At 36.2% G+C, this 25,871-nt stretch carries 20 protein-coding genes and 1 pseudogene; 11 read left to right on the top strand and 10 right to left on the bottom strand.

What is annotated here, in order from left to right:
* Positions 1–81: 81 nt before the first annotated feature.
* On the bottom strand, positions 82–1,104 hold the full coding sequence (locus tag NY607_RS11820) for a DUF2804 domain-containing protein (RefSeq protein WP_131520705.1): 1,023 nt from the start codon (positions 1,102–1,104) through the stop codon (positions 82–84).
* 182 nt (positions 1,105–1,286) lie between these two features.
* Here NY607_RS11820 and NY607_RS11825 point away from each other — a divergent pair, with 182 nt between their 5' ends.
* Both NY607_RS11825 and NY607_RS11830 read left to right on the top strand, forming a co-directional pair.
* Positions 1,287–1,781, top strand: coding sequence for an amidase domain-containing protein (locus NY607_RS11825; protein WP_004229655.1), 495 nt, complete (start codon positions 1,287–1,289; stop codon positions 1,779–1,781).
* Between the two features lie 97 nt (positions 1,782–1,878).
* Positions 1,879–2,451, top strand: a complete 573-nt coding sequence (locus NY607_RS11830) for a nitroreductase family protein (protein WP_259419734.1) — start codon at positions 1,879–1,881, stop codon at positions 2,449–2,451.
* 54 nt (positions 2,452–2,505) lie between these two features.
* On the opposite strand, the gene NY607_RS11835 is transcribed toward NY607_RS11830, so the two are convergent.
* From NY607_RS11835 to NY607_RS11845, 3 genes are all read right to left on the bottom strand, one after another.
* Positions 2,506–3,888 (bottom strand): dipeptidase, encoded by a 1,383-nt coding sequence (locus tag NY607_RS11835; protein WP_131520707.1) that lies wholly within the window; start codon positions 3,886–3,888, stop codon positions 2,506–2,508.
* 277 nt (positions 3,889–4,165) lie between these two features.
* A complete protein-coding gene (locus NY607_RS11840; protein WP_131520708.1) occupies positions 4,166–4,909 on the bottom strand; it encodes an SDR family NAD(P)-dependent oxidoreductase in 744 nt (247 codons plus the stop codon).
* 20 nt (positions 4,910–4,929) lie between these two features.
* Positions 4,930–5,685: an SDR family NAD(P)-dependent oxidoreductase gene (locus NY607_RS11845; RefSeq protein WP_048393320.1), complete on the bottom strand. Its 756-nt coding sequence runs from the start codon at positions 5,683–5,685 to the stop codon at positions 4,930–4,932.
* A gap of 192 nt (positions 5,686–5,877) precedes the next feature.
* Between NY607_RS11845 and NY607_RS11850 the strand changes: the two genes are divergently transcribed.
* Entirely contained in the window at positions 5,878–7,011 is a 1,134-nt protein-coding gene (locus NY607_RS11850) for a LuxR C-terminal-related transcriptional regulator (RefSeq protein WP_131520709.1), read from the top strand.
* A gap of 293 nt (positions 7,012–7,304) precedes the next feature.
* Positions 7,305–7,853, top strand: a complete 549-nt coding sequence (locus NY607_RS11855) for an RNA polymerase sigma factor (protein ID WP_259419735.1) — start codon at positions 7,305–7,307, stop codon at positions 7,851–7,853.
* Positions 7,854–7,959: 106 nt separating this feature from the next.
* Here the strand turns inward: NY607_RS11855 and NY607_RS11860 are convergent, their stop codons facing one another.
* The 5 genes from NY607_RS11860 to NY607_RS11880 all read right to left on the bottom strand — a co-directional run bounded on the left by NY607_RS11860 (position 7,960) and on the right by NY607_RS11880 (position 12,303).
* Positions 7,960–8,406 (bottom strand): MarR family winged helix-turn-helix transcriptional regulator, encoded by a 447-nt coding sequence (locus tag NY607_RS11860; protein ID WP_131520710.1) that lies wholly within the window; start codon positions 8,404–8,406, stop codon positions 7,960–7,962.
* A gap of 23 nt (positions 8,407–8,429) precedes the next feature.
* Positions 8,430–8,834, bottom strand: a complete 405-nt coding sequence (gene spx, locus NY607_RS11865; RefSeq protein ID WP_004225558.1) for a transcriptional regulator Spx — start codon at positions 8,832–8,834, stop codon at positions 8,430–8,432.
* A 438-nt stretch (positions 8,835–9,272) separates the two neighbouring features.
* Positions 9,273–10,844, bottom strand: coding sequence for an ABC-F family ATP-binding cassette domain-containing protein (locus NY607_RS11870; protein WP_054549086.1), 1,572 nt, complete (start codon positions 10,842–10,844; stop codon positions 9,273–9,275).
* 34 nt (positions 10,845–10,878) lie between these two features.
* Entirely contained in the window at positions 10,879–11,064 is a 186-nt protein-coding gene (locus NY607_RS11875) for an SE1832 family protein (protein ID WP_004225556.1), read from the bottom strand.
* 192 nt (positions 11,065–11,256) lie between these two features.
* Complete coding sequence (locus tag NY607_RS11880; protein WP_054549087.1) at positions 11,257–12,303, bottom strand: PseG/SpsG family protein; 1,047 nt, start codon at positions 12,301–12,303, stop codon at positions 11,257–11,259.
* A 318-nt stretch (positions 12,304–12,621) separates the two neighbouring features.
* Between NY607_RS11880 and NY607_RS11885 the strand changes: the two genes are divergently transcribed.
* From NY607_RS11885 to NY607_RS11905, 5 genes are all read left to right on the top strand, one after another.
* A complete protein-coding gene (locus NY607_RS11885; RefSeq protein WP_259419736.1) occupies positions 12,622–13,452 on the top strand; it encodes an oxidoreductase in 831 nt (276 codons plus the stop codon).
* A 128-nt stretch (positions 13,453–13,580) separates the two neighbouring features.
* Entirely contained in the window at positions 13,581–14,135 is a 555-nt protein-coding gene (locus tag NY607_RS11890) for an NADPH-dependent FMN reductase (protein ID WP_131520713.1), read from the top strand.
* A 112-nt stretch (positions 14,136–14,247) separates the two neighbouring features.
* Complete coding sequence (locus NY607_RS11895) at positions 14,248–18,030, top strand: DEAD/DEAH box helicase (protein ID WP_259419737.1); 3,783 nt, start codon at positions 14,248–14,250, stop codon at positions 18,028–18,030.
* 1 nt (position 18,031) lies between these two features.
* The gene (locus NY607_RS11900; protein ID WP_259419738.1) at positions 18,032–18,784 is read left to right on the top strand and encodes a hypothetical protein; all 753 of its coding nucleotides are present in this window, start codon (positions 18,032–18,034) and stop codon (positions 18,782–18,784) included.
* A 154-nt stretch (positions 18,785–18,938) separates the two neighbouring features.
* A complete protein-coding gene (locus NY607_RS11905) occupies positions 18,939–20,009 on the top strand; it encodes a glycosyltransferase family 2 protein (RefSeq protein ID WP_131520716.1) in 1,071 nt (356 codons plus the stop codon).
* A 236-nt stretch (positions 20,010–20,245) separates the two neighbouring features.
* On the opposite strand, the pseudogene NY607_RS11910 reads toward NY607_RS11905, so the two are convergent.
* A pseudogene (locus tag NY607_RS11910) lies at positions 20,246–22,120 on the bottom strand (DNA topoisomerase III); the annotation flags it as partial.
* Positions 22,121–22,218: 98 nt separating this feature from the next.
* On the opposite strand from NY607_RS11910, the gene NY607_RS11915 reads away from it, so the two are divergent.
* The gene (locus tag NY607_RS11915; RefSeq protein WP_259419739.1) at positions 22,219–23,433 is read left to right on the top strand and encodes a site-specific integrase; all 1,215 of its coding nucleotides are present in this window, start codon (positions 22,219–22,221) and stop codon (positions 23,431–23,433) included.
* A 2-nt stretch (positions 23,434–23,435) separates the two neighbouring features.
* Complete coding sequence (locus tag NY607_RS11920) at positions 23,436–25,859, top strand: helix-turn-helix domain-containing protein (RefSeq protein ID WP_259419740.1); 2,424 nt, start codon at positions 23,436–23,438, stop codon at positions 25,857–25,859.
* Positions 25,860–25,871: the final 12 nt, after the last annotated feature.

Raw genomic sequence — 25,871 nt, forward strand, 5'->3', positions numbered from 1 at the left:
GACAGTTAGGAGACAAAAGCTTCCGTGGAATCATTTGCATTTTCAAAATACCCACGGAAAGCAACGTCTTCTAGAGGATTTTTACCATTTTGCACGATGTTCCTCAATACATCCGAGCATTTGTTGAATAACCAGTGTTTCACCATTGTCGAGTAAAATAGAACCGTCGTAATAGCCAAATAGTTGATGTACCTCTGATTTAACTAGTTTGGCATTCGTTTGGGCTATACGTTCAAAAAAGGGTGAAAAGGTTAAGGAGACCTGATTAGAAAATTTTGTTTTTACTTTCCAACGCTGCATATAATCTTCGGAATCATATTGAAATAATAAATCCTCATGTATTTTTGTCATTTTACCATCAACAAAAACAGCATTTTCGGTCATGCCTGTGCCATCTGTCCATTTACCTCCTAAATTAAGTCCGATGCGTCGTCCACGTACTCGTTGAGAGGCCATTCCCCAATTCCATAATGCTTCACGTGGCCATACACCTCGTCCATAATCCAACACAGCAAAATTCTCCTCAGCTGAGAAATTAAAACGTCGAGTACCAATTGTGACAACACCTGATGTTGGCAATATGTGATGCTTGCCTGTGAACTGAAATGTTTTGCGATTCCAAGGAATGACTACATTTAGGGTTTCGTCCGCTGGTGGGTGCTGAATGATAAGCTTCGCTCGTAAAACATCTCCGTCAAAGTTTGGTATGGAAACAGATAGATGTGTTTCATTTTGTATATATAATAAATCAATCATCATTTCACTATTTTTAAATGAAACAGATTCTAAAACCTGTGAAGGCATTTTTAGTTTACCACCGAAGGGGATTGTGATCGTTTTTTCAAAATAGCGCTGTGTTTCATATTCAAGGAAATAAACGAAGCAGACTGCTGCGTAATCTAGATGACTAATCGTAGCTGAAAACAAGATTTCATCACCGTAGACACACCAATAGTTCCATTTCTTTTTGCGCATGAGATGGCCGCTTAAATTGCTATTAATAAGTGGTTTGCGTGCAAATCCGATGGCTGCTGGATTTAAATTACCTTTTTTATCGCATAAAAGAGTTGGCTGTAAAATCTCTTTTTCAGCATGCTGCCTCACATTCAACATCCCTTCTGGTCATAAAATAAAATTGACATATCTTTAATCCTTATTGTAGCAAAAATGTTCTTGAAATTGGAAAGGAACATGCTGAATATAATGGATTTCAATAAGAATTATGAGGAAGGACCTAACTAATAGAAATGCTTAAATAGACATATGATGGCATGAGGAGGTTATGTATGGCAAAAATGTATAATAGGCAGGCTGCAGTTCAATATGCTAATTTGTGGTGGAACAGACGCAATCCTGCTTTTCCAAATTTTGATGTAGATTGCACGAACTATATATCTCAGTGTTTACTTGCAGGAGGTGCACCGATGCGAGGTGCACCAAGTAGAGAGAAAGGCTGGTGGATTCAGCAAGGGAATTGGAGCTTTAGCTGGTCTGTTGCCCATTCATTACGATGGTATTTAGAAGGATCTACAACAGGATTGAAGGGTAGACGTGTTCAATATGCAGAGGAACTAGAGCTTGGAGATGTCATTTTTTATGATTTTCAAGGGAATGGTAGAATTGACCATTCCGTTATTGTTACAAGTATTCAAAATGGTATTCCTTATGTGAATGCCCACACCTCAGATAGTATTAATCGACCTTATTTTTACGAGGATTCCACCGCCTATACGCCAAGCATGACCTACTTTTTCTATCATATAGATGACAGCTTTGCTTAGGAACAGGTAGTTTTAAAGCATACAAATATATGATAATGTGAAAGATAGAAGAGATAAACTCTAATATGTTGTCTTATGGTAGAAGGAGAATTGATATATGAGCGAACAAATTTTATCTGTTAGAGATGCAATTATTCAACGTCGTTCCATTAAAAAGTTTAATGGCCAGCCTGTAGAGCGTGAGGATTTAATGGCTATTATTGACGATGCAGTATGGGCTCCCAATCATGGTAATCGTGAGCCGTGGCGATTAGTTGTTGCCTGTGGAAAGGAATTAACAAATCTTCACCAGCTATTACGTGACTTAACAATTCCTAAATGGCAGGAGCTTTCAAGCGAAGATTTAGCGAAGCAGATGTTGAAATTTACATTACCAGGTGGCTATGCCTTTGTTATCGTTCCAGAGGATGCGCGTCAAAAAGAACGTTTAGAAGATTATGCAGCAGCAAGTACATTTATTCAAAACATGCAGTTACTGGCATGGGATAAAGGCATAGGCTCTTGCTGGAAAACACCAGGCTTCCTAGATAACCCAAAATTCCGTGAAGCTTTAAAGGTACAGCCAGGTGAGCGTGTCATTGCTATGCTACAAGTTGGTTATTTTGATGAAATGCCAAAAGGCAAAGAGCGCAAACAAGCAGCTGATATCGTTACGATTTTTGGTGAGTAATCAAACAAAAAAATCCCTTCACTTTGACAGTGAGGGGATTTTTTTAATCGATATTTATTTTTGTAATCCTGAAACCTCATATAAATAATCACTAAGAACACGTAAGCCTTTATCAAAGTTTTCTAAATGGAAGTGTTCATTTGGTGCATGGAAGTTTTCACTTGATAGACCGAAGCCCATTAGCACTACAGGTAATTCTAAAATTTCATCAAACGCAGCGACGATAGGGATGGATCCACCGCCACGTGTGTATGCTGTTGGTACATTATACACTTTTTCATAGGAGCGTCCAGCAGCCTGAATAAATGGATGATCGAAAGGCGTTAGGAATGGACGGCCTTTATCAAATTCAGAAATGTTGATTTCCACACCAGCAGGTTTGTGCTTTTCAACATGTGCTTTTAAAAGTGCTACAATTTCATCGGGCTCTTGATTTGGTACAAGACGACATGTGATTTTAGCGCCAGCTTCAGCTGGCAGCACTGTTTTGATGCCTTCACCTGAGAAACCACCAAATACACCGTTAACCTCTAGGGTTGGGCGGGCCCAAGTACGTTCTAAATAAGAATACCCTTGTTCACCGAATAATTCTTTTACGCCAACTTCCTGTTTAACAGACTCTTCATCGAAGCCAAGCGCAAGATAAGCCTCACGTTCCTCTTCTGTTAATGGCAACACTTTGTCGTAGAAACCTTCAACTTGAATCGTACCATGCTCATCACGGAAGGATGCTAAAATTTCAGCTAATGCGTGAATAGCATTTTGTACGCCACCACCATAAAGACCGGAGTGTAAATCTCCCTTAGCTCCACGCACATCAATTTGAATGCCCGTTAAGCCCCGTAAACCATAGCATACCGCAGGCTTCCCAGGACCATAAAGACCTGTATCGGAAATTAAAATTAAATCTGCCGCTAGTTTTTCTTTATATTGTTCAACATAGGCAGGTAGATGTGGACTACCAATTTCTTCTTCACCTTCATAAATGAACTTAACATTGACAGGTAATGTCCCTGTTGTAGCAAACAATGCCTCAATCATTTTTAAGTGCATAAAGACTTGTCCTTTATCATCACTCGCACCACGAGCAAATAATTTATTGTCTCGAATTGTAGGATTAAAAGGCTCACTGTCCCATAAATTTAATGGATCAACAGGTTGAACATCATAATGACCATAAAATAAAATAGTTGGTTTACCCTCTGCATGTAGCCAGTCTGCATAAACAACAGGGTGCCCAGCTGTTTGTGTAATGGAGATATTTTCAAGATTTAGTTTTTCAAACGCACTGGCTAGCCACTCAGCTGCATGTTGAATATCCTCTTTATGCTCGGATAAAGAACTGATACTTGGAATTCGTAAAAATTCATTCAATTCATTTAAATGTGCCTCACGGTGTTCTGCAAAATAAGCATCAATTTGCTGTAAATTAGTCATTAAGCATCCCTCTTTCTACTATTTCGATAATAGAAATAGTATAGCACAATTTGCTTTTAGGAATCTTAAATTGTCTTGAAAGATTACACATAGCACCTACAAAATAAACCACAAGAGCTAAATAGCAATTGTGGTTGAGTCTTACTTGAGTGGGTTATAAATTCGTCATTTTTCAGTGAAGGGTTCAGATACAACAGCCAGATCGCTTCGCACTTTTAACGGCTAGAATGGCATCATTAAATGCACTAGCTTTCAGGTGAGTCTATTCAAAGCCTCATTAGTGAGCAGTATAACCACCATCAACAAGAAGCGTTGTACCATTAACAAAGCTTGCGTCATCGCTTGCTAAGAAGAGAACAGCTTTAGCGATTTCTTCTGGTTTACCAAGTCGACCTTGTGGGTGAAGGGATGCTAAATATTCTTTCTTCTGAGCATCGACCTCAGCTAATAGAGGAGTGTCGATATAGCCAGGACACACCGCATTTACACGAATACCCTGTTTAGCGTAAGCAGTACATAGGTTTTGTGTTAATAATTTAACGCCACCTTTTGCAGATGAGTAGGCTGTAGGGTTTGGTAAGGCAACGAAGCTATGAATTGAACCAGCGTTAACAATGACACCACCTGTCCCTTGAGCTAGGAATTGTTCAATGGCATATTTATCCGAAAGAAATACACCTGATAAATTAATATCAATTGTTCTTTTCCATTTTTCAAAAGAAAGCTCGTGTGCTGGTGCATCGTCAGCTACACCTGCATTTGCATACATAATATCAAGTTTACCGTATTTAGCAACGGTCTCCTTTATCATGTTTTGAATGTCCGTTTCATTAGTTACGTCTGTTTTTACGAAGAGTGTATCAAAACCATTGTTATTTAATTCTTCAGAAACGCTTTGTCCACGATCAGAAAAATCGGCAATAACGACTTTAGCGCCTTCCTCTACAAAGAGACGAACTGTGGCTTCACCGATACCACTAGCCCCACCTGTAACAATTGCTACTTTATCTTTTAGTTTCATATAAATGACCACCTTTAATGTTATTTTGCTGTTGCTCCGCCATCAATAACGAATTCTGCACCTGTTGAAAAGGAAGATTCATCAGAAGCTAAAAACAATACAGTTTGCGCTACTTCCTTTACAGAGCCTAAACGTCCTAATGGGAATAAGTTTTTGCCTAATTCATCTTTTGAGCTTCCTGTTGTTGCTGATGCATAGTCTGCCATACCTGTATCAATGTAGCCAGGATGAATGGAGTTGACACGTACGCCGTATGGAGCATACTCCATAGCAGCATCTTTTGTCATAATGCGAACAGCCCCTTTACTAGCGCCGTATAATACGTGACCAGCAGCACCTGTTAAGCCTGCAATAGAGGAAGCATTAATAACAGAACCATTATGTTGTTTAGCCATAAGCGGCATAATATGTTTCATGCCTAAGAACACACCTGTCACATTGATGGACATTAAGCGGTTCCAGTCAGAAAGCTCGATTTCTGCAAGGGGTTTTATGATATAGATACCTGCATTATTGAAAAGAATATCCACTTTCTTAAATGTTTTTATTGATTCATCTGCAACCTTTTTCCAGTCTTCTTCATTACTAACATCGTGGCGGATAAATACTGCCTCACCGCCGATAGTTTGAATATCACGGACTGTATCGTTCCCAGATTGTTCATTTATATCAGTAATAACTATTTTTGCTCCCTCTTTAGCAAATAATAGTGCAGTTTCTTTCCCGATTCCTGTACCTCCACCTGTAATAATGGCCACTTTGTTTTCTAATCTCATTTCAAGCACGCACCTTTCATTATTTCTGGTTATATGGTTGCCTTAGGATTCAAAAGTATTCGCATTGTTTAGCGATACCTTCATCTTACTCCTTTCAATTTGAAATACTATCCTATAAGATGCTGTATAATATAGTGAGTGAATATCCTCCATTTATAGGGGTATTTTTAGTGTGAAGGAGAAGAATTTCCTATGACGCATCCATTTCAATCAATTGAAGAAGTAACACTTCAAGAGTTTGTGTTGTTTATTAAAATCCATCATCAGCAAATTGAAGAGAATACAATTATTTACCTTAATCTAGAACCTTCTATAACTGGGGCAGATCGAAATAGAACAGCAATGCTATTAGATTCATTTTTGCGTTTAATGACACATGCAAATATCGAGGAATTAAATAATGATGATAAGTATTTTTTTAACACATGGCTTCAATCACAGTTGTCCATTATTGATAGGAAGAGCTTTAATTTATTCCAATTAATTTTCGAGAAATCATTGATTACTTTTATGATTCAACAGAAGAGTAGTCGAACGAATGCCATCTTCATGTATGTATTATCGACATTTACGTTACTTGTAGAGCTTTATTATTATGACTGTGAGGGAGATAACCAAACTAGTAACATCGCTAGCGAAAATCAGAAAATTAGGCATCTACAGCTATTAGATAGGCTTGATAAATTGCTTATTAGTTCCTCAGGTTATCAGGATTTAGCGCTGATTTTAAAAAAATGTGAAGAGTATTTTAGTTATAAAAGATGTGTATTTTACGCATATGTCCCATGGTCCAATCAATTTTATGGAGTTATTGGCGCAGAGCTTCCTAAGGTGCAAAGCATGAAAGGGGAGTTGACTGGGGAAAACACAATACTTAGTTCAAGAAAGCCCATTTATTTAAAAAATCCTAAAAATTACTTGAAAGACGAGCATATCCAATTATTTAATTTATCCTCGATTATTTTTATTCCCATTTTGCGTCAAGATCAATTATTTGGATGGTTAACATTTGATCAGCTAGGGGAGGAGTTTGATTGTACAAAGGAAGAATTAACACTCCTTGAGGAAGTAGGGAAGCGTTTAGGTTTATTTTTATCACGTAAGGGCGAGAAGGTAGAAAAAAATACAGTGCTTCATTTAACTGAAAGGGAATCGATGATACTTGGCCTGCTTGCCGAAGGATATGATAATAAAAAAATTGCTGGTTTATTATTTTTAAGTGAGCATACTGTCAGGGATTATGTAAGCAGTCTTATGACAAAGCTCAAAGCAAAGAATCGAACACAGGTCGTTGCCTCAGCCTTTCGTCTAGGACTGTTAAGCTAAAACACCCAATGCACTTCTATTAGGAGTGCATTTTTTGTTTCTTCAAATGCTAATTAATATTCTGACAATAAATACTATTGAAAATATAGTTTAATTAATAGGTAACTATTGTCATCAAAAGCTTTTTTGGAGGGAAAGCAGTATAGTAGTAAAACAATTTTTACGAATATTACAAGTGAAAGCGATTAAGCTTACACGATTGTAATGAAATTGAAAGCCAATGCGATAGAGTGTAATACATTATTTTGCGAGAATGTGTATAGAAGCAAGAACAAGAAGCGGAGGCATACACAATGAATGAAAAATTAGAAGGCGTATACGAGGAATACAATCGTTATATATATCATTTATGTTTAAAACTAACTCGCAATAATATAGAAGCTGAAGATTTAATGCAAGAAGTTTGGGTTAAGGTTGTACGCTATGAAGATAGCGTGGCCGAAGTAGAGCATATTAAAGCTTGGCTGACAACTATTACAATGAATACATTTAGAGATCGCTATCGTAAAAAAGTACGACGTAGCAAATATATGATGAACCAACCTGAAACATTAGACGTGCCGATTCTAGATTTGGTTCCCAATAACGATATTTCTACAGAAGAAAAAATTGAAAAGGACATTGTGACAAAACTAGTCCAGGATAAAATGGAGCAATTAGAAGCGATTTATAGAAAGACTTTATGGTATTTCTACATAGACCAATACTCACTTGCAGAAATCTCTACAATTATGAAAGTTTCCATTGGTACTGTGAAATCTCGTTTATTCCGTGCAAAGGCTCGATTAAAAGAAATGCTCATGTCAGATACAGCTATTGTGGAATCTGTGCTACCAGCGTAATAAAGCAGATTGGTCGCACATCACAGTACTTAGACGGAAGTATTTGGTCGACTAATCAAAAAAGATGCATTCGCAAATAGTTGCAAATGCATCTTTTTATTGTGTTTTAATCTGGTCGATTTGTCTCCACATCCAATAAACATTTAGAAAAAATAGATCGTAAGGTTTGCAGTTCCTCCGCTGTTAGCATACCAAACATATTATTAATGATTTCACTCACTTGTTGACGAGATTCTTTTAATATGTTTTCACCGTCAGCCGTAATGACTAGTTGAGAAGCACGGCGGTCTGTGGCATGCTGTGTTTTTTCAATAAAGCCACCATTTATCAGCTTGGTTGTTAAAACGGTGACACCACCAGTAGTTACTTTTAACCGCTCAGCAATAGCAGAAGGGCGTTTTGGGCCCTCCTGCGATAAGTAGTCTAAAATTAAAATATGGGATTTTGAAAAGCCGAGTACATTATGATTATTCCACTCGTTTGCCCACTTACGCTCAATAGATGAAACGACTTCAAACAACGAGGTAATGGCTTTTTGTTTTTCTTGGTCCATAGAAGGTCATCTCCAAAACTGTTTTAACTTTCTTGTGCCAATCTTGTCATCGCATTTAATTCGTAAGCACGTACTTTACGTGGGATAAAACGACGGATGTCCATCTCATTGTAACCAACTTGAATACGTTTTTCATCTATTATAATAGGACTACGCAACATTCTTGGATGTGCCTGAATAATAGCAAATAGCTCTTGAATAGAAAGTTGGTCGATGTCGATATTTAAATTTTTAAAGTCATTTGAGTTTGTTGCAATGATTTCATCCGTGCCATCTTCAGTCATACTTAAAATTTCTTTGAATTCTGCAAGTGTAAGTGGGTGAGATGTAATACGTTTTTCTTTATATTCTATGTTGTGATCTTTTAACCATTTAAGTGCTTTTCTGGATGAAGAACAGCTCGCTTGTGAGTAAATTGTAACTGTCATTCTTCATTCCTCGCTTTCTTTTTTAGATTATATTTTACAAATAGCTTATTAGTAAGTTAATAGTTTATATATATATCTTACTAGTAAGCTATATATAAATCAATAGTTAATTGAAAAAATTTCTCAACCGAATTATTATTTTTTCAGTTATATTAAAATATACGAAGATAAGCGTAAAAAGTTTCGTTTATTCAGCTTACAATGATGTAAGTTTATGTTAGCTCTATAGAAAATGTCTTTTTAAGCTATAAAATCGATGTTGAATGAATAGGGACTACTAGAATTCTATGTTGTCTCGTAGGGGAGAGTTAGTTGGAAGTAGGAGTAAAATTGTTAGTCCACTGATTATAGTATGTTTAAATGAGGCTATTTATACATAGAAGTTAAAAAAATTTAAAAGAGCAGCCCCATAACATGTTGGAGCTGCCCTTGAAATAATTAGTCTTGGCCTTGTTGTCCAGAAGTAAACCAATCTTGAACATTCCAGACTTTTGTTACGAGTCCTTCATAGAAATCAGGTTCGTGACTTACTAGCACAATGGTACCTTTAAATTCTTTCATGGCACGTTTTAATTCATTTTTTGCATCTACATCTAAATGGTTTGTCGGTTCGTCGAAGAGAAGCCAGTTAGCTTCCTCCATCATTAATTTACATAAACGCACTTTAGCTTGCTCGCCACCAGATAATGAATTAAGCGGACGTGTAATATGGTCAGTTTTTAGGCCTGCTCTTGCTAAAGCTGCACGTACTTGGGCTTGTTCCATAGAAGGGAATGCATTCCAAACATCATCAATTGGCGTGATTTTCTCAGCTTTTACTTCCTGTTCAAAATAGGAAGGATATAGGTAGTCACCACGGACTACTTTCCCACCAAGCGCATTAATTTTACCTAACATTGTTTTTAATAATGTGGATTTACCAACACCATTCATACCGACTAAAGCAATTTTTTCTCCTCGTTCAATCGCAAAAGAAAGTGGAGGAAGTAATGGCTTGTCTTTATCGTAACCAATCACTAAGTTCTCAGCCTCTACAACATAGCGGCTAGATGAACGGGCTTCTTTAAAACCGAATTCTGGTTTTACAGCTGTTTCTGGGCGATCAATTCGCTCTAAACGATCAAGTTGCTTAGCGCGTGATTTTGCACGACCAGTAGTGGAGTAACGAGCCTTGTTTTTGGCTATAAAATCTTCTTGCTTCTTGATGAACTCCTGTTGCTTTTCATAGGCTTCAATATGCTGACGTTTATTGATTTCAGCAAGTTCAAGGAATTTTTCGTATGTTGCAGTATAACGAGTTAATTTAGAAAATTCCAATTGGAAGATGACATCCACTGTTTCGTTCATAAATTCTGTATCATGTGAGATTAGAAGGAAAGCATATGGATAGTTCTTTAAATAAATTTTCAACCAAGTAATATGTTCCTCATCAAGATAGTTCGTCGGCTCATCTAATAAAAGTACTTTTGGCTTTTCTAATAAAAGCTTAGCGAGGAGTACCTTTGTACGTTGTCCACCAGAAAGGGCAGCTACATCACGCTCTAAGCCAATGGCATCAAGTCCAAGTCCACGTGCCACCTCTTCAATTTTCATATCTAATGAATAAAAATCTCCTGCATCTAATGCATCTTGTACTTCTGCCATTTGTTCTAAAAGTACTTCTAATTCTTCAGGCGTTGCGTCTGCCATCTTGCCTGTAATTTCATTCAGTTCTTCTTCTTTTTTATATAATGGTAAAAAGGCATCGCGTAACACTTCACGCATTGTTCTACCAGCCGTTAGTACGGTATGTTGGTCTAGATAACCATAGTGTGTACCAGGCAGCCACTCAACTTTTCCTGTATCGTGGATCGTTTGACCTGTAATGATACCCATTAATGTAGACTTACCGACACCATTAGCCCCTACAAGTCCAATATGATCACCTTCCACTAAGCGAAACGATACATCTTTAAAGAGTGTACGATCACCGAAAGAATGACCTAAATTTTCTACTGTTAATATTGCCATATCTGTTCCTCCAACTATCTTTCTTGTTTACATTTTATAGTTCTGCAAGCTGCTTGTTAAGTTCTGCTAATTGAGCTTCCATATTCGCAAGACGTTGCTCTGCCTTAGCTACCTGATCGTTGTGTCCAGTAGACTCCAACTTTTCTATATCACCTTGTAAATTCATATAGTCCATTTTTAACTCTCTAATTTGGTATTCAATATCACTTTTTGTTGGCATGAAGACTACTCCTTTTGAGAATATTTTTATAGTGAATGCGTGTAAAAGCGATGGAGGTTTTAAGAATCCCCCACCGCTTATTCTTTAAAATCAATCGGGTACTTGTTGAATTTACTTATGTCCAAACTACTGTAAGAGCTGTTGGAGTGAAAAATTCTTATATATTGTATCATAATCATCTTCGAAGTAGCACTAAGTAGAAGCGATATTATGACGATCGTAAGCAAAATCTAAGAGTAAAGCTTGAAGTGTTTCATTATTACCAGCAAGATTGAGTTGTCGCTGTTTTCTCACTGCTCGTTCACTGCGAGCTTCGTGTAAAAGAAATTCCATGACAGCATTTTGGATTTGTGATTGCTTCATTTTACGACCAAGTCCTAGATGGATAAAGCCATTATGCTCACGAGGAAAAGCATGTAAAAGCTCAGCTTCAGTTTGCGCAAGTGTAATGCATGGCACGCCATAAGAGGCAATTTTATAAGGTGTATAGTTAGCATTACAAATAATGACATCTGCTTTAGGTAGTAGTTTGAGGAGTGCATCTTTATCTCGAAGAATAGCAGTATTGCGACGACTAAGTACCATCATTTGCAAGTCATCCGTTGCATGGCGATAGCTGTCGTCAATCATAACTGTAATTTGTAGTGGTATTTGTAGCTGAGTTAGGTGTCGAAGTGTTCGATACGTTAAATTATGCTCGTCCCCATCCTCGAAAGCAACAACGATATGAGGCGGATTTTCAGGTGTTTTACTATCAGGTATATTATCGAAATGCTGATATGCATCTGGCAGGGCAAAAACAAAGCTTCCACCAATATAATGCGCTGGTAAATAATCTTTCACTTCTTGATAGAGTGCTAGTAGTACACAATCACAGGCTTGGCCACCTTCACCAAAATCATCAAAATGAATAATTGTTTTGCAGAATGGTCGTAATTCCTCTACTTGCCAGCCTTCAGAATTTCGCCCATCTCTAACAATTAAATCAGGTTGAAGTCCTTTGATTTGCTTAGGTAATTCGTTAAAGTGATCAAATAGAATAGGCGTAACTCCTTCATTCATTAAAATTTGAATTCCGTCATTTGAAGGAGTCTTTACAAAGATAAAAACCTTCTCATTCGAAAGTAGTTTAGCTAATGTTGAAACCCGTTCAAAAGGATACAGCCCTTTATCAATACAGCTTTCAATAATGAAAACAATCGTTTTTTTTGGTTCAATTGCGTGTGTTTCGTTTTGCAAATGTATCCCATCCTTTCCTCTGTCTCTTTAAATTATGGCGAAGAAAGGGCAAGTATGTGTAAAATTTAGGATTTGATCATGATTGTCTCTAGCGGAATCTTCTAAAATAGCTATCTTTAATCAGTTTTAATCATCAAAAAAATGGTCGATATATATAGTAAGGCGAATTGTAGGAATATACATAACAATTGGAAGTTCTTTATCTTGGTTCGAAAAATCCCTCTACAAATGGAGATGATGGGATGCTTTGTTTAACTCCGATGTGTCAAGATAAGCGTAATTGATATACTATCAATAAGTAGAAGGACGGGAGAAAAAATGAGTATGCGTGCAGCGATTGTTGTAGGGGCGACTGGTTTAACCGGCTCCGCTCTAGTTGAACAATTATGTGAAAATGATGAGTATATTTCAGTAACAGTTATTGCACGAAGAAAGCTAACTTATACGCATCCAAAGTTAGAAGTGAAAATTCGTGATTTTGATAGAATAGAAGAAAACGATATAGGATTTGCTCATGAATTGTATTGTTGCTTAGGTACAACCATTAAAAAGGCAGGCTCTCGTGAAATGTTTGAAAAGGTAGATTTTGAATACCCGTTAGCAATTGCCTCTTTAGCAAAAAAACGGGGAATCCCTCATTTTCTTGTGATTACGGCAATGGGAGCTAATGAAAATTCTCCATTTTACTATAATCGAGTTAAAGGTAAACTTGAGCGTGATTTAGAGGAACTAGGTTTACAAAGGCTTTCCATTATTCGCCCATCACTCTTAGTAGGGAACCGTGATGAATTTCGATTAGGAGAAAAGGCAGGAGAAAAATTATTAAAGCTTGCACAGCCTTTATTGATTGGACCTTTAAAACGTTCTAGAGCAATTGAAGCTACACAAGTGGCAAAGGCTATGATTATCATTGCCTTATATAGTAAACAACAGTCAGTCACTATTTATCCTTCAGATGAGTTAGCTACATTAGAGTATCCGGAAATACCAGAAGAGGACATTTCAAGAGAGACATTATTTAATTGGGATAAGCTGAATGAAGGCGAGAAAGTTAATCGGGAGGTTGTCATTAATCGAGATAAATATAAGCTTGAGGAAACGGTCATTGATAAGGAAGTCCATTTCCGACAACGTGATCAGGATAATTAATTTTAGGATTAAATTCGTCGTTCCGTCTAAAGACTGAATTTATATCAATTGTCATGACAATCCTTTCCGAGCCACTTTTCATTTGTTACAATATTATTGTAGAAGATGAATGTGGAGGCAAAGTAAAGATGAAAATTTTACTCGTAGATGGCACGATGTTTGGTCGTAAAACTGGTGCTATTTTAGAGCAAGTGGAGCAATATATTAAAGAATTAGATGCTAGTTTCGAGTTAGAAATGATGCATTTTAGTCAATATAAGCATCAAATTGTGGATGGTTCTCCATTAAATGATGATATGAAAAAAATGATTCAACAATTTGAAGAGGCAGACGCTTACATTATTGCAACGCCTATTTTCCAAGCGTCCATTCCAGGTGTTTTGAAAAATGCCTTTGATTTCTTACACCCTAAAACAATGCGCTATAAGCCCGTATCTATTGTTGCAAATGGAGGCACATACCAGCATCACCTTGTAGTCGAAAATCAGCTAAAACCTATTTTAGACTACTTCCGAGCGCTTGTTACGCCAAACTATGTGTATACACATACATCACATTTCGATGCAAATAATACTATTGTAGATGAAGACGTTCATAGTCGTTTACGTGAATTAGCTCGAGTATTTGTTCAATACTGTGAAATGAGCAAGAACTTGCCGAAGGAAACAATTGACCAACATTAAGATAGCCCTTGTACGGTGGTAAGAAATCACTGTGCAGGGGATTTTTCTTTGTAAGTATTGTTTTAGGATGTGATAAAATAAAACTTTAGTGACACAGGAAGGAGGGCTGCTCATGCAGGACATCGCTTTACTAGAAAAACAACGCTGTAATCTTATTTTGACCAATAAGGCGAAGGAAGCGGTAGAGGAATGCTCAGCAAACGAGCATGCCTTTTTTGCGTTACAAAGATCTTTTACTGTCTATATTGAAAAACGAAAAGCAAAAACAGTTGGTGAAACCTTTTTATCCATCTATTTTAATGCGGAGGACAATGAAAAATTAAGCGATCTTCTTGCTGAGAAAACGGTTATTATGGATTGTGTGCTAAAGGTGGAAGGATTGCTGGCAACCAATATTCGATTTGTCCATATGCGTGGACCTATTAACACAAATCGTCGCTTAGCAGCCGCATTACAATTTGTGACGAAGCCTAATAATGGAGCAGGTATTCCACTTGATTTGCACACCAAAATAAGACAGTTACCGATTGCAGAAGAACGTACAGAGTATGTAAAAAAGCGTATAGCCAGCTGGGAAGGCTATTTAAAAATACAAGAACGAGATGCAACCATTGATGATATTCATACAGAATTTAAGCAAAGCTATTTCAATGAAGACTTTACACGCTTAACCATTGTATGTCCCTACATAAAGAGTAAAGAATGGAAAAGGTTAGATGGTTTAAGTGTTAGCATTCAAGGAATTCGAGGCGAAATAGGACAAGTTATAAAGGCTAATGCAGGAAAGCAAACGGTAGAAATTGATGTAAAGCCTTTTATACAGGATTTGGCTCGCAAGGACCAACTGAATCTTCGTTCAAAACAAACGAGCTTTAGTAATTTTGCAACATTAAGCCAAATTCGACGACTACGTAATGGTTTTACAAAGCTAGAAAAGGGTGAGGCAGTAAACCCTAATTTAGAAACAATATTGTTTGAGCGGCGTCCTACAGTTCGCGCATCCAAGCTACGCGAAGATATTGAGTTTCATAATAATTTAAATGAATATCAACGACGAGCCGTTTTAGGTGCACTATCAGTTGAGGATTTGTATGTCATTCAGGGTCCACCTGGTACGGGGAAAACAACTGTCATTTCAGAGATTTGTCAGCAAAATGTAAAAGCAGGCTTAAAAACACTTGTTGCCTCACAGTCTAATTTAGCTGTAGATAATGCATTAGGACGCTTACTGTCCAATCAAGAAATTCGAATTTTACGCTATGGTAGAACGGAAAGTATTGAGGAAGAGGGTAAAAAATTTATAGAGGAAAATGTTGCGCTTCAGTGGCGTGAGCAGACACTTGCTGCGATTGAAGAAGCAATTACAATATTTCCAGAACGTCAGCAAGAGTTAGAAGCAAATCTGGTAAAAGCAAAAGAGGAGCTAGAGAAATTAGAGCAATGGCTAGAGCAATTAACACAGGAAATTGTTGCAAAAGAGCAGGCAGCTATTGAGGAACCCATTTTACAGCAGGAGATTCAAGCATTAAAAAAAGAATTGAAGGCTGCTAAAACAGAGCAACAAACATGTGAGACTCAAAAAGAGCATTATGAAAAACAGCTCGCACAAATTGAGCCAATTGTACAGCAGCTTGAACAGACCCTTGCTGATTACCCTTCAGTCGAGCAACTACAGGGAACGATTCAGGAAACTACTGAAAAAGTGAATCATCTAGAGGCTGCTGCTCAATATAAAGAACTACAAGAACAAAAGCACCAGTTAACACAGCAATTTGAAGAGATACAGCAGAAATATGAAATCGAAAGTAATCGTCTAGTAATCATGAAGGAAGCGCAAAAATATATATACACCTTAACCTCATTTGAGCTTATCCAGCGTTTTTTACAGCATTATCAAATTCGCCCTTCTCATGTACTTTCGCAACAAATTGATCGCTTGCAGCATTTAGAGGATGCGAAAGATTTAGAGGCATGGTCAACGATTAATGCGCGTTTACAAAAAGCAATTGTGAAGCTTGAGGCTTTGGTTACGCATGAAGGCAAGGAGCGTGCCCTTGCTAAAAGTAGACTACAACCGGTACAATCGTTTTCTTTGCAAAACCTTACTGGTGTATTCGCACAATTAAACACGGCTTTTCAAGATGGTCAAGCACCAGCAAGTGATGTTATTGAAAGTTATTTGCTCGGGCTATATATGCGTCGTGATTTTGTTTGGCAAAAGGGTATAGCACTAAAGCAACAGCAAGAGCATAAAGATCAGGAATACGAAACTTTTCGTAAAAATCTTGGAACTTTAATTCATCAGGAATGTGCAATAACTAGCTTTGATGTGCAAAGTTACCAGCGGCAGCTCCAACCATTTATCCAGCATACTGAGCGGTTACAACAATTAGCAAACGCCTTTCAAATTACTGAAGAACCAGAAGAATCTGTAGACTATTTAAAAATTCTTGCCTCACAAGCTAGAGAGTCTCTTCTACAAGCAAAGCAGCAACTGGAGGCAGTGGAACAGGCTAAAGTACAACTCGTTCCTAAACAAGCCTCTTTACAGACTGTCCAAACAAACTTGCAGGAAGTAGAACAGCAGCTAACGCTTATAGAAGAACAAATAAAAGATATTAATATAGCAGGATTGAAGAAAGAAAAGCAACTAGCTACCTTTACAAAGCTTTTACAATCTATGCCAGAACGAACGGCTGAAGAGGTGAAGGAAGCTATTCAAACTGCAAAGCAAGCAATCGAAGCATTCCAACGTCAGGAAAAACAGCTACCTCTTCACAAAAAACTACAAGAACAATGGCGTGAAAAATTACAAAACGCAACAGAGTATGATTTAGATGAAATTCGAAAATTGTATGTGCGTCATGCGAACGTTATTGGTACAACATGCGTAGCTTCTGCCAGTAAGGAGTTTATGGAAAATTATCCGACCTTTGATGTGGTTATTATTGATGAAGTTTCAAAGGCAACACCACCAGAATTGCTCTTACCAATGCTAAAGGGGAAGAAAGTTATTTTAGTAGGTGATCATCATCAGCTACCACCATTACTTGGGGATGATACGCTGGAGGAAACATTAAAGGCAATGCTAGAAGAAAATCCAAACTTTGAAGGCGCACAGGAATTAAAAAATCTGTTGCGTGAATCATTATTTGAGCGTTTGTTTAATAATTTGCCACCAACACATAAGCAAATGCTAGCATTGCAATACCGCATGCATGAGAAAATCATGCAAAGTATCACACCGTTTTATGCGGAAGAAGAAAATGGCTTGCAATGTGGCTTACCAGATTCAGATGCAGCAAGAGATCATGGCTTAGAAGGGCAGTTTATAAAACGTGATGACCATTTACTGTGGATTGATATTCCAACAGAAAAACCTTATTTAGAGGAGCAAGTAAAAGGGGGAACGAGTCGTTTTAATGAAGGAGAATTGCTCACAATTAGACGTATTTTACTAGATCTCAATGAAGCTGTGAAGGCAGCAAAAGAAGCAGGGCGTATGCCGCAGGATGCTCAAAAAAGCGTTGGTGTCATCAGTTTCTACGGTGAGCAGGTAAAGAAAATTAATCGTCTTCTTCAGCAAGAATTACAGCTACCACATCTGCAATTTAGAACAGGGACTGTTGATAAATTCCAAGGGATGGAAATGGATGTCGTTTTAGTGAGCATGGTTCGTAATACACCTAAAGGCGGGGATATTGGCTTTGCCAGAGATTATCGTCGATTAAATGTCGCGCTATCTCGTGCCCGTGAGTTACTACTGCTTGTTGGAAGTGCAGAAATGTTTGCAAAACGTGCAAAACATCAAGAGACAAGAGAGATGTATGCGAATTTGTTAAAAACAGTAAAATCCTACGATGGCTTGCGTAATCATGAAGGATTGGTGATGTAGATTGTCAAAATTACAACAACGACTAATGCGTGAGCTTCAGCAGAATCGTAATATTAAAATTGTCAAAACGGCTGAATGGTGTATTCCCATTCGAACAGTTGATGTGACCTATGAGCCTGTTCGTCGTTCAACAATGGATGTCTTAATGACAATGCTTCTGCTTAGTATCCAAGAGGCGGATTTTAGCAACGCACAGGAATTGAGCGAGTTATTGCTTGTAGACCCGTTATTTATTGAAGACTTGGTTTCTTTAATGATTCGAGTAAACCTTGTGAGGAATGAAGATGATTTCTATAGGCTAACTGAAAAAGGTCAGAGGCAGCTAGAACGAGGTATTTTTGAAGAAGAACTAGAGGAAGAAACCTCCACGCTTTACTTTAGTCCTTGCCATCAATCGTTTCTCACTATTGATACAAGTAATGATGAATATGATGAATTGCCAGAGCTTTATCGTTATATTGACAAAGAGGCAGAACAACAGGAACAATTTGAGGAGTCCATGGTGATTGCAGCTTTACAGGAAGCGGATGAAAAAGAGGAAGGTAGCTCTCAGAAAGTCATCGCAAAAATTGTTCAAACAGAGGCGCAACAAATTAATGATAGCCCATGTTTAGAGTTTGTTCTTTATGATAAGGAACAGGATATCGTATTTGTACGAGTATGGAATACATTACTCAATCAATGGGATCATCATTTAGAGCAACAGCTTACAGAAGAAGAACAATTAACATGGCGTGAGCAATATTTATCTTGATTCAATAGGATTTCAATTGCTAAAAAAACGAACGTAAATCGCGTTCGTTTTTTTGTTTTACATTATAAATTTACAAAGTTAGGTGATAATCGAAAAATTTTTTCGATAAAATACTGCATTAGCATAAATTAAACCATTGCTAAGGAGGGGACAGATGTTAACGATTAGTTTATGTATGATTGTTAGAAATGCACAATGTACGATTGAAAGATGCTTAGATTCTGTTCAGCACCTCGTGGATGAGATTAATATTATTGATACTGGCTCAACTGATCGTACAAAAGAGATTGTACAAAATTTTACCTCTCGAATTTATGACTTTTCCTGGTGTAATCATTTTGCCAAAGCACGAAATTTTTCCTTTCAGCAGGCAACAAAAGACTATATTTTATGGCTTGATGCAGATGATGTTATGACAAAGGAAAATCAGCACAAATTCAGCCAGCTAAAGCAAACGTTATTTCCTTCTATTGATGCTGTAACAATGGATTATTATTTGACGCTTGATTGTGATGGGGAAGTGGAGTGTAGTGAACGAAAGTTTCGTTTAGTAAAAAGGGCGAATCATTTTCAATGGGAGGGTGCTGTTCATGAGAATTTAAGGGTGTCAGGGCAGCTCTATCATAGTGATATCGCTGTCACACATTTACCGTTAACGAAAGATATTCATCGCAATATAAATATTTATGAGGCATTAGTAAAGAATGGACATTCTCTTTCAGCAATTGAGACATTTCATTATGCGAATGAACTAAAATTACATCACCGTTATCTAGAAGCTATTAATCAATACAATCTATTTTTGGATAGCAACTTAGGCACTACAGATAATCGCATTGAGGCTTGTTTACAAGTAGGGGAATGCTATCGATGTTTACATGATGATCAACAAGCACAGCAAGCTGTTTTGCAATCTTTCCTATATGATCGACCAAAGCCAGAAGCATGTTGCCGAATGGGCCAATTTTTTATGGAGCAATTAAAACATAAAGAGGCTATTTACTGGTACTCTCAAGCCTTGCAACAAGCTCCTGCCGATACAATGACTATCCAAAAGCATGCTTATTCAACATGGATTCCTCATTTACAATTAAGCCTTTTATACAGGGGGTTACGGTTATTTGAAAATGCCTATCAGCATAATCTAGAGGCACAAAAATGGAAACCGAATCATCAGGAAATAATCAATAATGGGAAATATTTACTTAGTCAATTAAAGATATAAATCTTTCTTATGGAAAAGGTACATCAATAAACAAGACATAAATAGCTTGGCCAATTAACACAGAGACACCTACAACAACCGTCATAAAAATTACATTACGTGGCCTAAAATCTTTTGCTTCCATTAAAAACCTCCCTCGATATAGAATATTCAGTCAATTCAAGATATGTTTAGAAGGGATGAGTATGCATAATAAAAGAGCAAATTCACATATAGAGTGAATTTGCTCTTTTTAATTAATCGAACTTTAACCCCTTCAATGCTTCAGCAAGTGCATTGTTCACAGGCTCCTCGTTGTTTTGCTGCTTTAAGTACTTTTGTACGGAGCGCTTGTCGACCTTGCCTCCGCCTTCTTTTTTGCGTCTTGCTTCAAAGGCTGATAATTTTTCGCGATAGCCACATTTACAAACGAAAATTTGACCATCGCCTTCTCCACGAAGCTCTAATTTTTTATGACATTGTGGACAACGTGCATTTGTGGTACGTGAGACATTTTTACGATGACCACATTCGCGATCTTGACAGACAAGCATTTTTCCTTTCTTGCCATTCACTTCAAGCATCGGTTTACCGCAATCAGGACAGGATTTGGTAGAGATATTATCATGCTTATACTTTTTGTCACTACCCTTAATCTCTGTAACAATTTCCTTTGTGTAATTTTTCATCTCGCTAATAAATACATCTTTTTTTAGCTTACCCTTTGCAATAAGCTCAAGCTTTTGCTCCCATTCTGCTGTCAGGGCAGGGGATTTCAATTCCTCTGGCACTAGGTCGAGTAGTTGACGACCTTTAGAGGTAATGTAAATATCTTTGCCACCACGCTTTTCTATTAAGAAGGAATTGAAAAGCTTTTCAATAATATCTGCACGTGTTGCGACTGTGCCAAGACCACCCGTAGATTTTAATGTGTCGGCTAATTTTTTATTATTCGTTGCCATGTATTTTGTTGGGTTTTCCATGGCTGATAAAAGTGTAGCTTCGTTAAATCGAGCAGGTGGCTTTGTTTGACCAGAAGTTTGGGCAAGAAGCTTTACTTTTAACATATCGCCCTTCTCAATGCGTGGTAGTATTTGTTCCTTTACGTCATCTGCTGTGTCCTCATCATCAAAGCGATGCTCATAAACTTCCTTCCAGCCAGATGATAAAATCGTTTTTCCACGAGCAATAAAGCTTTCATCGCCAATTTTTGCACGAAGTGTTAGTTGCTCATATTCAAAAGCAGGGAGTAGAACAGCTAGGAAACGCTTTACAACAAGATCATAAATTTTACGTTCCTTATCTGTGAAAGCTGAATAATTTACATAGCCCTCTGTTGGAATAATTGCATGATGATCTGATACTTTACTATCGTCGACAAAGGCCTTTGTTGGCTTGATTGGTTTAGTAAGCAGTTTATTGGCGATGGAGCGATATTCACCAATACCACAGGCCTTTAAGCGTTCTGGTAGTGTGGCAACGATATCCTGTGAAATAAAGCGAGAATCCGTACGTGGATAAGTTAACACTTTATGTTGCTCATAGAGTTTTTGCATGAGACTCAATGTTTCTTTCGCTGAGTAGCCGAAGATTTTATTGGCATCCCGCTGCAATTCAGTTAAATCATAAAGTCCAGGTGCAAAGGATTTTTTAGGCTTCTTTTCAATGTCCGCAACAATAGCATTGCTATTTCCTATTTTTTTCACCAGTGTATCGATTTTATCTTTATCAAAGCTACGACTATTACCATTTTGGTCTTGCCATGTGAGCTTTAAGTTGTCAGTTGTTTGCGCTTCAATACCATAATAAGTTTGTGCCTTAAAGTTTTTAATTTCATCTTCACGTGCAGCAATTATTGCTACTGTTGGTGTTTGTACACGTCCGCAATTCAACTGTGCGTTAAAGCGGGTAGTTAGAGCACGAGTAGCATTAAGCCCGATATACCAATCTGCCTCTGAGCGAGCTACAGCAGAGGCATATAGATTATCATATGCATTACCTGGCTTTAGATTGGCAAACCCATCTTTAATTGCCTTATCTGTAACAGAGGAAATCCATAAGCGTTTCAAAGGCTTTTTAATTTTCACTTTATCCAGTATCCAGCGTGCTACTAATTCACCTTCACGTCCAGCGTATCTCCATATGAATGTACATAAATATTTTGCACATAATAAGTGTTTTATGTTATCTTGAATTATCAGATTTTTCTAAAATTAAAGGGGTGATTTTATTGGGGAATGATAATTTAATATTTCTAAAGAAAGAAGATGTTAAATTTATTTCTATACCTATATGGATTGATTATGTAATTTACAATGATGGAAAAATAGAAAAAAGGCAAATATGCGTGATAGGAATTAAAGGCTTAAAACTTGATATTCATTTAATTCATCCTATAACCGAATTTATTATGAGCTTTTGGCAGAATAAAGCGTTTAATACACAAAAAAAACATGCCAATAATATTGTGAAATTTTTAAACTATTTAATTAAGAATTACAAGAGCCTCAGGATTGACTCTATCTTAGATATACAATTAAATCATGGAAATATGTACTTAAATACTTTAACAGAAGAAGGATTAAAAAAAGATACTATAAAAAATGCTGAACAAACCCTATCTTATTTTTATAAATGGTTATCAGAGAACTTTAATACTCAGTTACCAGAGATAAACGTTAAGTATGGGAAATTCGGAGAATTTTTAGAGTCACCTTTTTCACCTGTTTACCCAGCAGCTACTCCGAAAAATATTGAACATACTTTTCCACCTAGCTATATACCTTTATTCTTTGAGGTTGCCATAGCTGTTGCCAAACCAATTGCATTAGGAATATATATGCAATTTTTAGGAGGGTTAAGGGTTGGTGAAGTTGTTAATTTAACAAGAAATCAAGTATTAAAAACTGTTTCTCAACATGGTATGACTTTAAAACTAATGAATAGAAACCTTCGTCCAGATTTAAAAGAAAATAGTAGCGTTAAAAAGAAACGGTTTCAACTAGTTTTTGAATTAAATAATTGGACAAACTCGTTAATAAAAGACCATTTGGCAATATATAAATCTTCAGATCCATCTAACCCTCTTTTCGTTAATGCTGCAGGAAACGCCATGTCTGAAAGAAGCTATAGGCAATATTTTGAAAAAGTAAAAAAAGCATTCATAGACCTTTTAATTAATAGCTCAGATATAGAGCAAAAAATGTTAGGATTGCATTTAAACCAAATAAAGTGGTCTACGCATATAGGAAGAGGTACATTTTCAAACTTATTAGCTGAATTTGCTGAAAATCCTTATGAAATAGCCCAGCCGCGTGGAGATAATAATCTTAACTCCTCGTTAGCATATATAAAGCGATCTGTTAGAATTCATGAAAAAATACAACAGAAGTTTTCTAATCTTCATGAAGTATATATACCTAGCTTAATTGAAAGAGAGGATTAATTATGGAGGAATTTTTAAGCTTAAAAGAAGTCCAGAAAAAATTAGGTTATAGTAGCCCTACCAGTGTTAGGAATCTTATAGGTAATGGTTTTTTAATAAATTCAAAAAAAGTAAAGGGGAAATGGTTGATTTCTAAAGAGGAACTAGATTCTTTTTTAGAAGGATTAAATAACAAAGAATATTTTACTTTAAAAGAAGCCGCGGATAAATTAAATAAAGATCCTCAATATCTGGCTAGTTTATGTAAAAGGGGCGTTATTTTTCCTAATGCTAAGAAGCACTCTCGTCTATGGAAAATTCCAATTAGAGACATAACAGAGTATCAAATGCAATTAGAAGCAGATGCAAAAAAGGAATATTACACACGAAAAGATATTTCGAAGCTATTGGGCGTACAAGCTGTAACAGTAACACGTTTAATTACAAATGGTAGTATATCTAATAATATAAAAAAAATTAAGGGTGAATATCGAATTCCAAAAGCTGATTTTGATCTCTTTTTAAATAAACAAAGACTATATAATGAAAAATATATTTCTTTAAAAGAGGCGGCTTCAAGAATCAACAAAAACTTTACGGCTATAGTACAGCGAATAGAAAAATACTTTCCTAATGCTGTAAAAGATTTTAGAGGTATTTGGAAAGTACCCCCTCATGACATTGAAAACTATTTAAAAGCAAAAGAATATAACTCGAGTATAGCTTTAACAGAATTACTAATATTCATTAATGATTGTTCCATGAATTTTAAATATAAAGAAACTCTAAATTTATTTAAAGAATTTGTAAGGAATCAATTTAATAAAATGAGAGGTTCCATTTCATATATTAGAGATAGAGAAGGCACATACAAAAAGATATTTATTTATCTTCAACAAAACCTTAAAAACGAAATTTATCTCTTAAAAGTTAATGAGCTGGATATATTTCTTAATGAGTCTAATACAAAGACAAATAAAGTATTAATTCTCAGATTTACGAATTATTGTTATTCAATTAAAGGAATTAATAATGATGAGAAAATAATAATAGATTCCTCCAATAGAAAAAAAAACGACACTCTGTATTCCCCAGCTATATTCAATAAAATCTATGAATACACTAAAGAAGTTAAATTTCATAAGAATGAGGCTATTGAAAATCAAGGTTATGCGAATATGTGGGCATACACACTTCTCCTTCTAACTGATTTTATACGTGGAGCAGACTTAATACTTCAAGCACCTAATATCTATATAAAGGATTTAACTATCAAATCATTAGAAGAGTTAAATTCAACTAATCTTAAGTTAAGAGAATCACATTTGGTTATTAACCAACTTTATATTCATTTTAGAAACAAAAGAGCTAGTAAAAATGAAGAATTCTTAACTTTTATAGTTTCCCCTGATTTAATTGAGCCTTTAGCCCATGCATTAGTCATCAGTGAATTACACAGACAAAAAAATAATAACCCCCTATTACTAAATACATTTGTTAGTGATTCAAAGTTTCAAACTGTATATACTAGTGGACTTCGTACTCACAAGGAGTTTTTCAAGAAATGTAAATTACCAGATGATTTTAAGTTTCATAGTCAAGCAATGAATAGAAGTGTTGCAACATATTTATTTTTTAGTATTGTGGAAGAGGATTCAGAGAATTCAGATTTGGCATTAACATTAACGCAAAACAGCAGATCACATGTTGATTCTAGCTCTACAGCTATTTATATCCAATTAACTAATAAAGATGGCCATATTAATCGTGTCTCTATTAATTTATTTCGGAGAGGGTACTTTGGTTGGTTATATAACTATTTAATTTTATTTGCCTTACAAGATGAGAATGTAAAACATACCTTAGAGGAACGAACAATCGCCATTGAAGAATTAAGAAAAAGGTATTCTCCTATTAAAACCGAAGAAATAGCTCAATTGTTTTTAGATTACACATCATCAGGAGATATTGAAAGATTTTTTGAAGAAAGCGAGAACGATGATTTCTCAAAGTTATTAAATGAAATATATTCAAAGTCCAACAGTGTAGTCGAAAGATTAAAAAAATATTCTAGGGATGAAATAAAAAAATTAATTGTTAAGTTAGCTAAAAATGAACTTCCTTCCAAGAATGAATTTGGTCAATGTTTAATAAGTCCAACCTGTGAATATCCACTATTGGAAGGTTGTTTTAAATGTGAATATTTTATACCACAATATTTAATTTTGATTGAACTTAAACAGAAACTTAATGAGGTTATAGATCTTATTCATTTGTCGAATAATGCAGCTATAATCCGAAAACATACTTATTTTTTAAAGCATTATCTATTTATCTGGAAAGAGGCTCGATTATCATACGGAGAAGATATCTGTAGCGCATATTTACCCAAAGACCAAATAACACATAAACTTAAAAAAGTAGCTCATAAGCTTGTAATTAACTAAATTGAGGTGATT

Origin of the sequence: Lysinibacillus sp. A4 (assembly GCF_024919535.1) — a bacterium.
Lineage (GTDB): Bacteria > Bacillota > Bacilli > Bacillales_A > Planococcaceae > Lysinibacillus > Lysinibacillus capsici.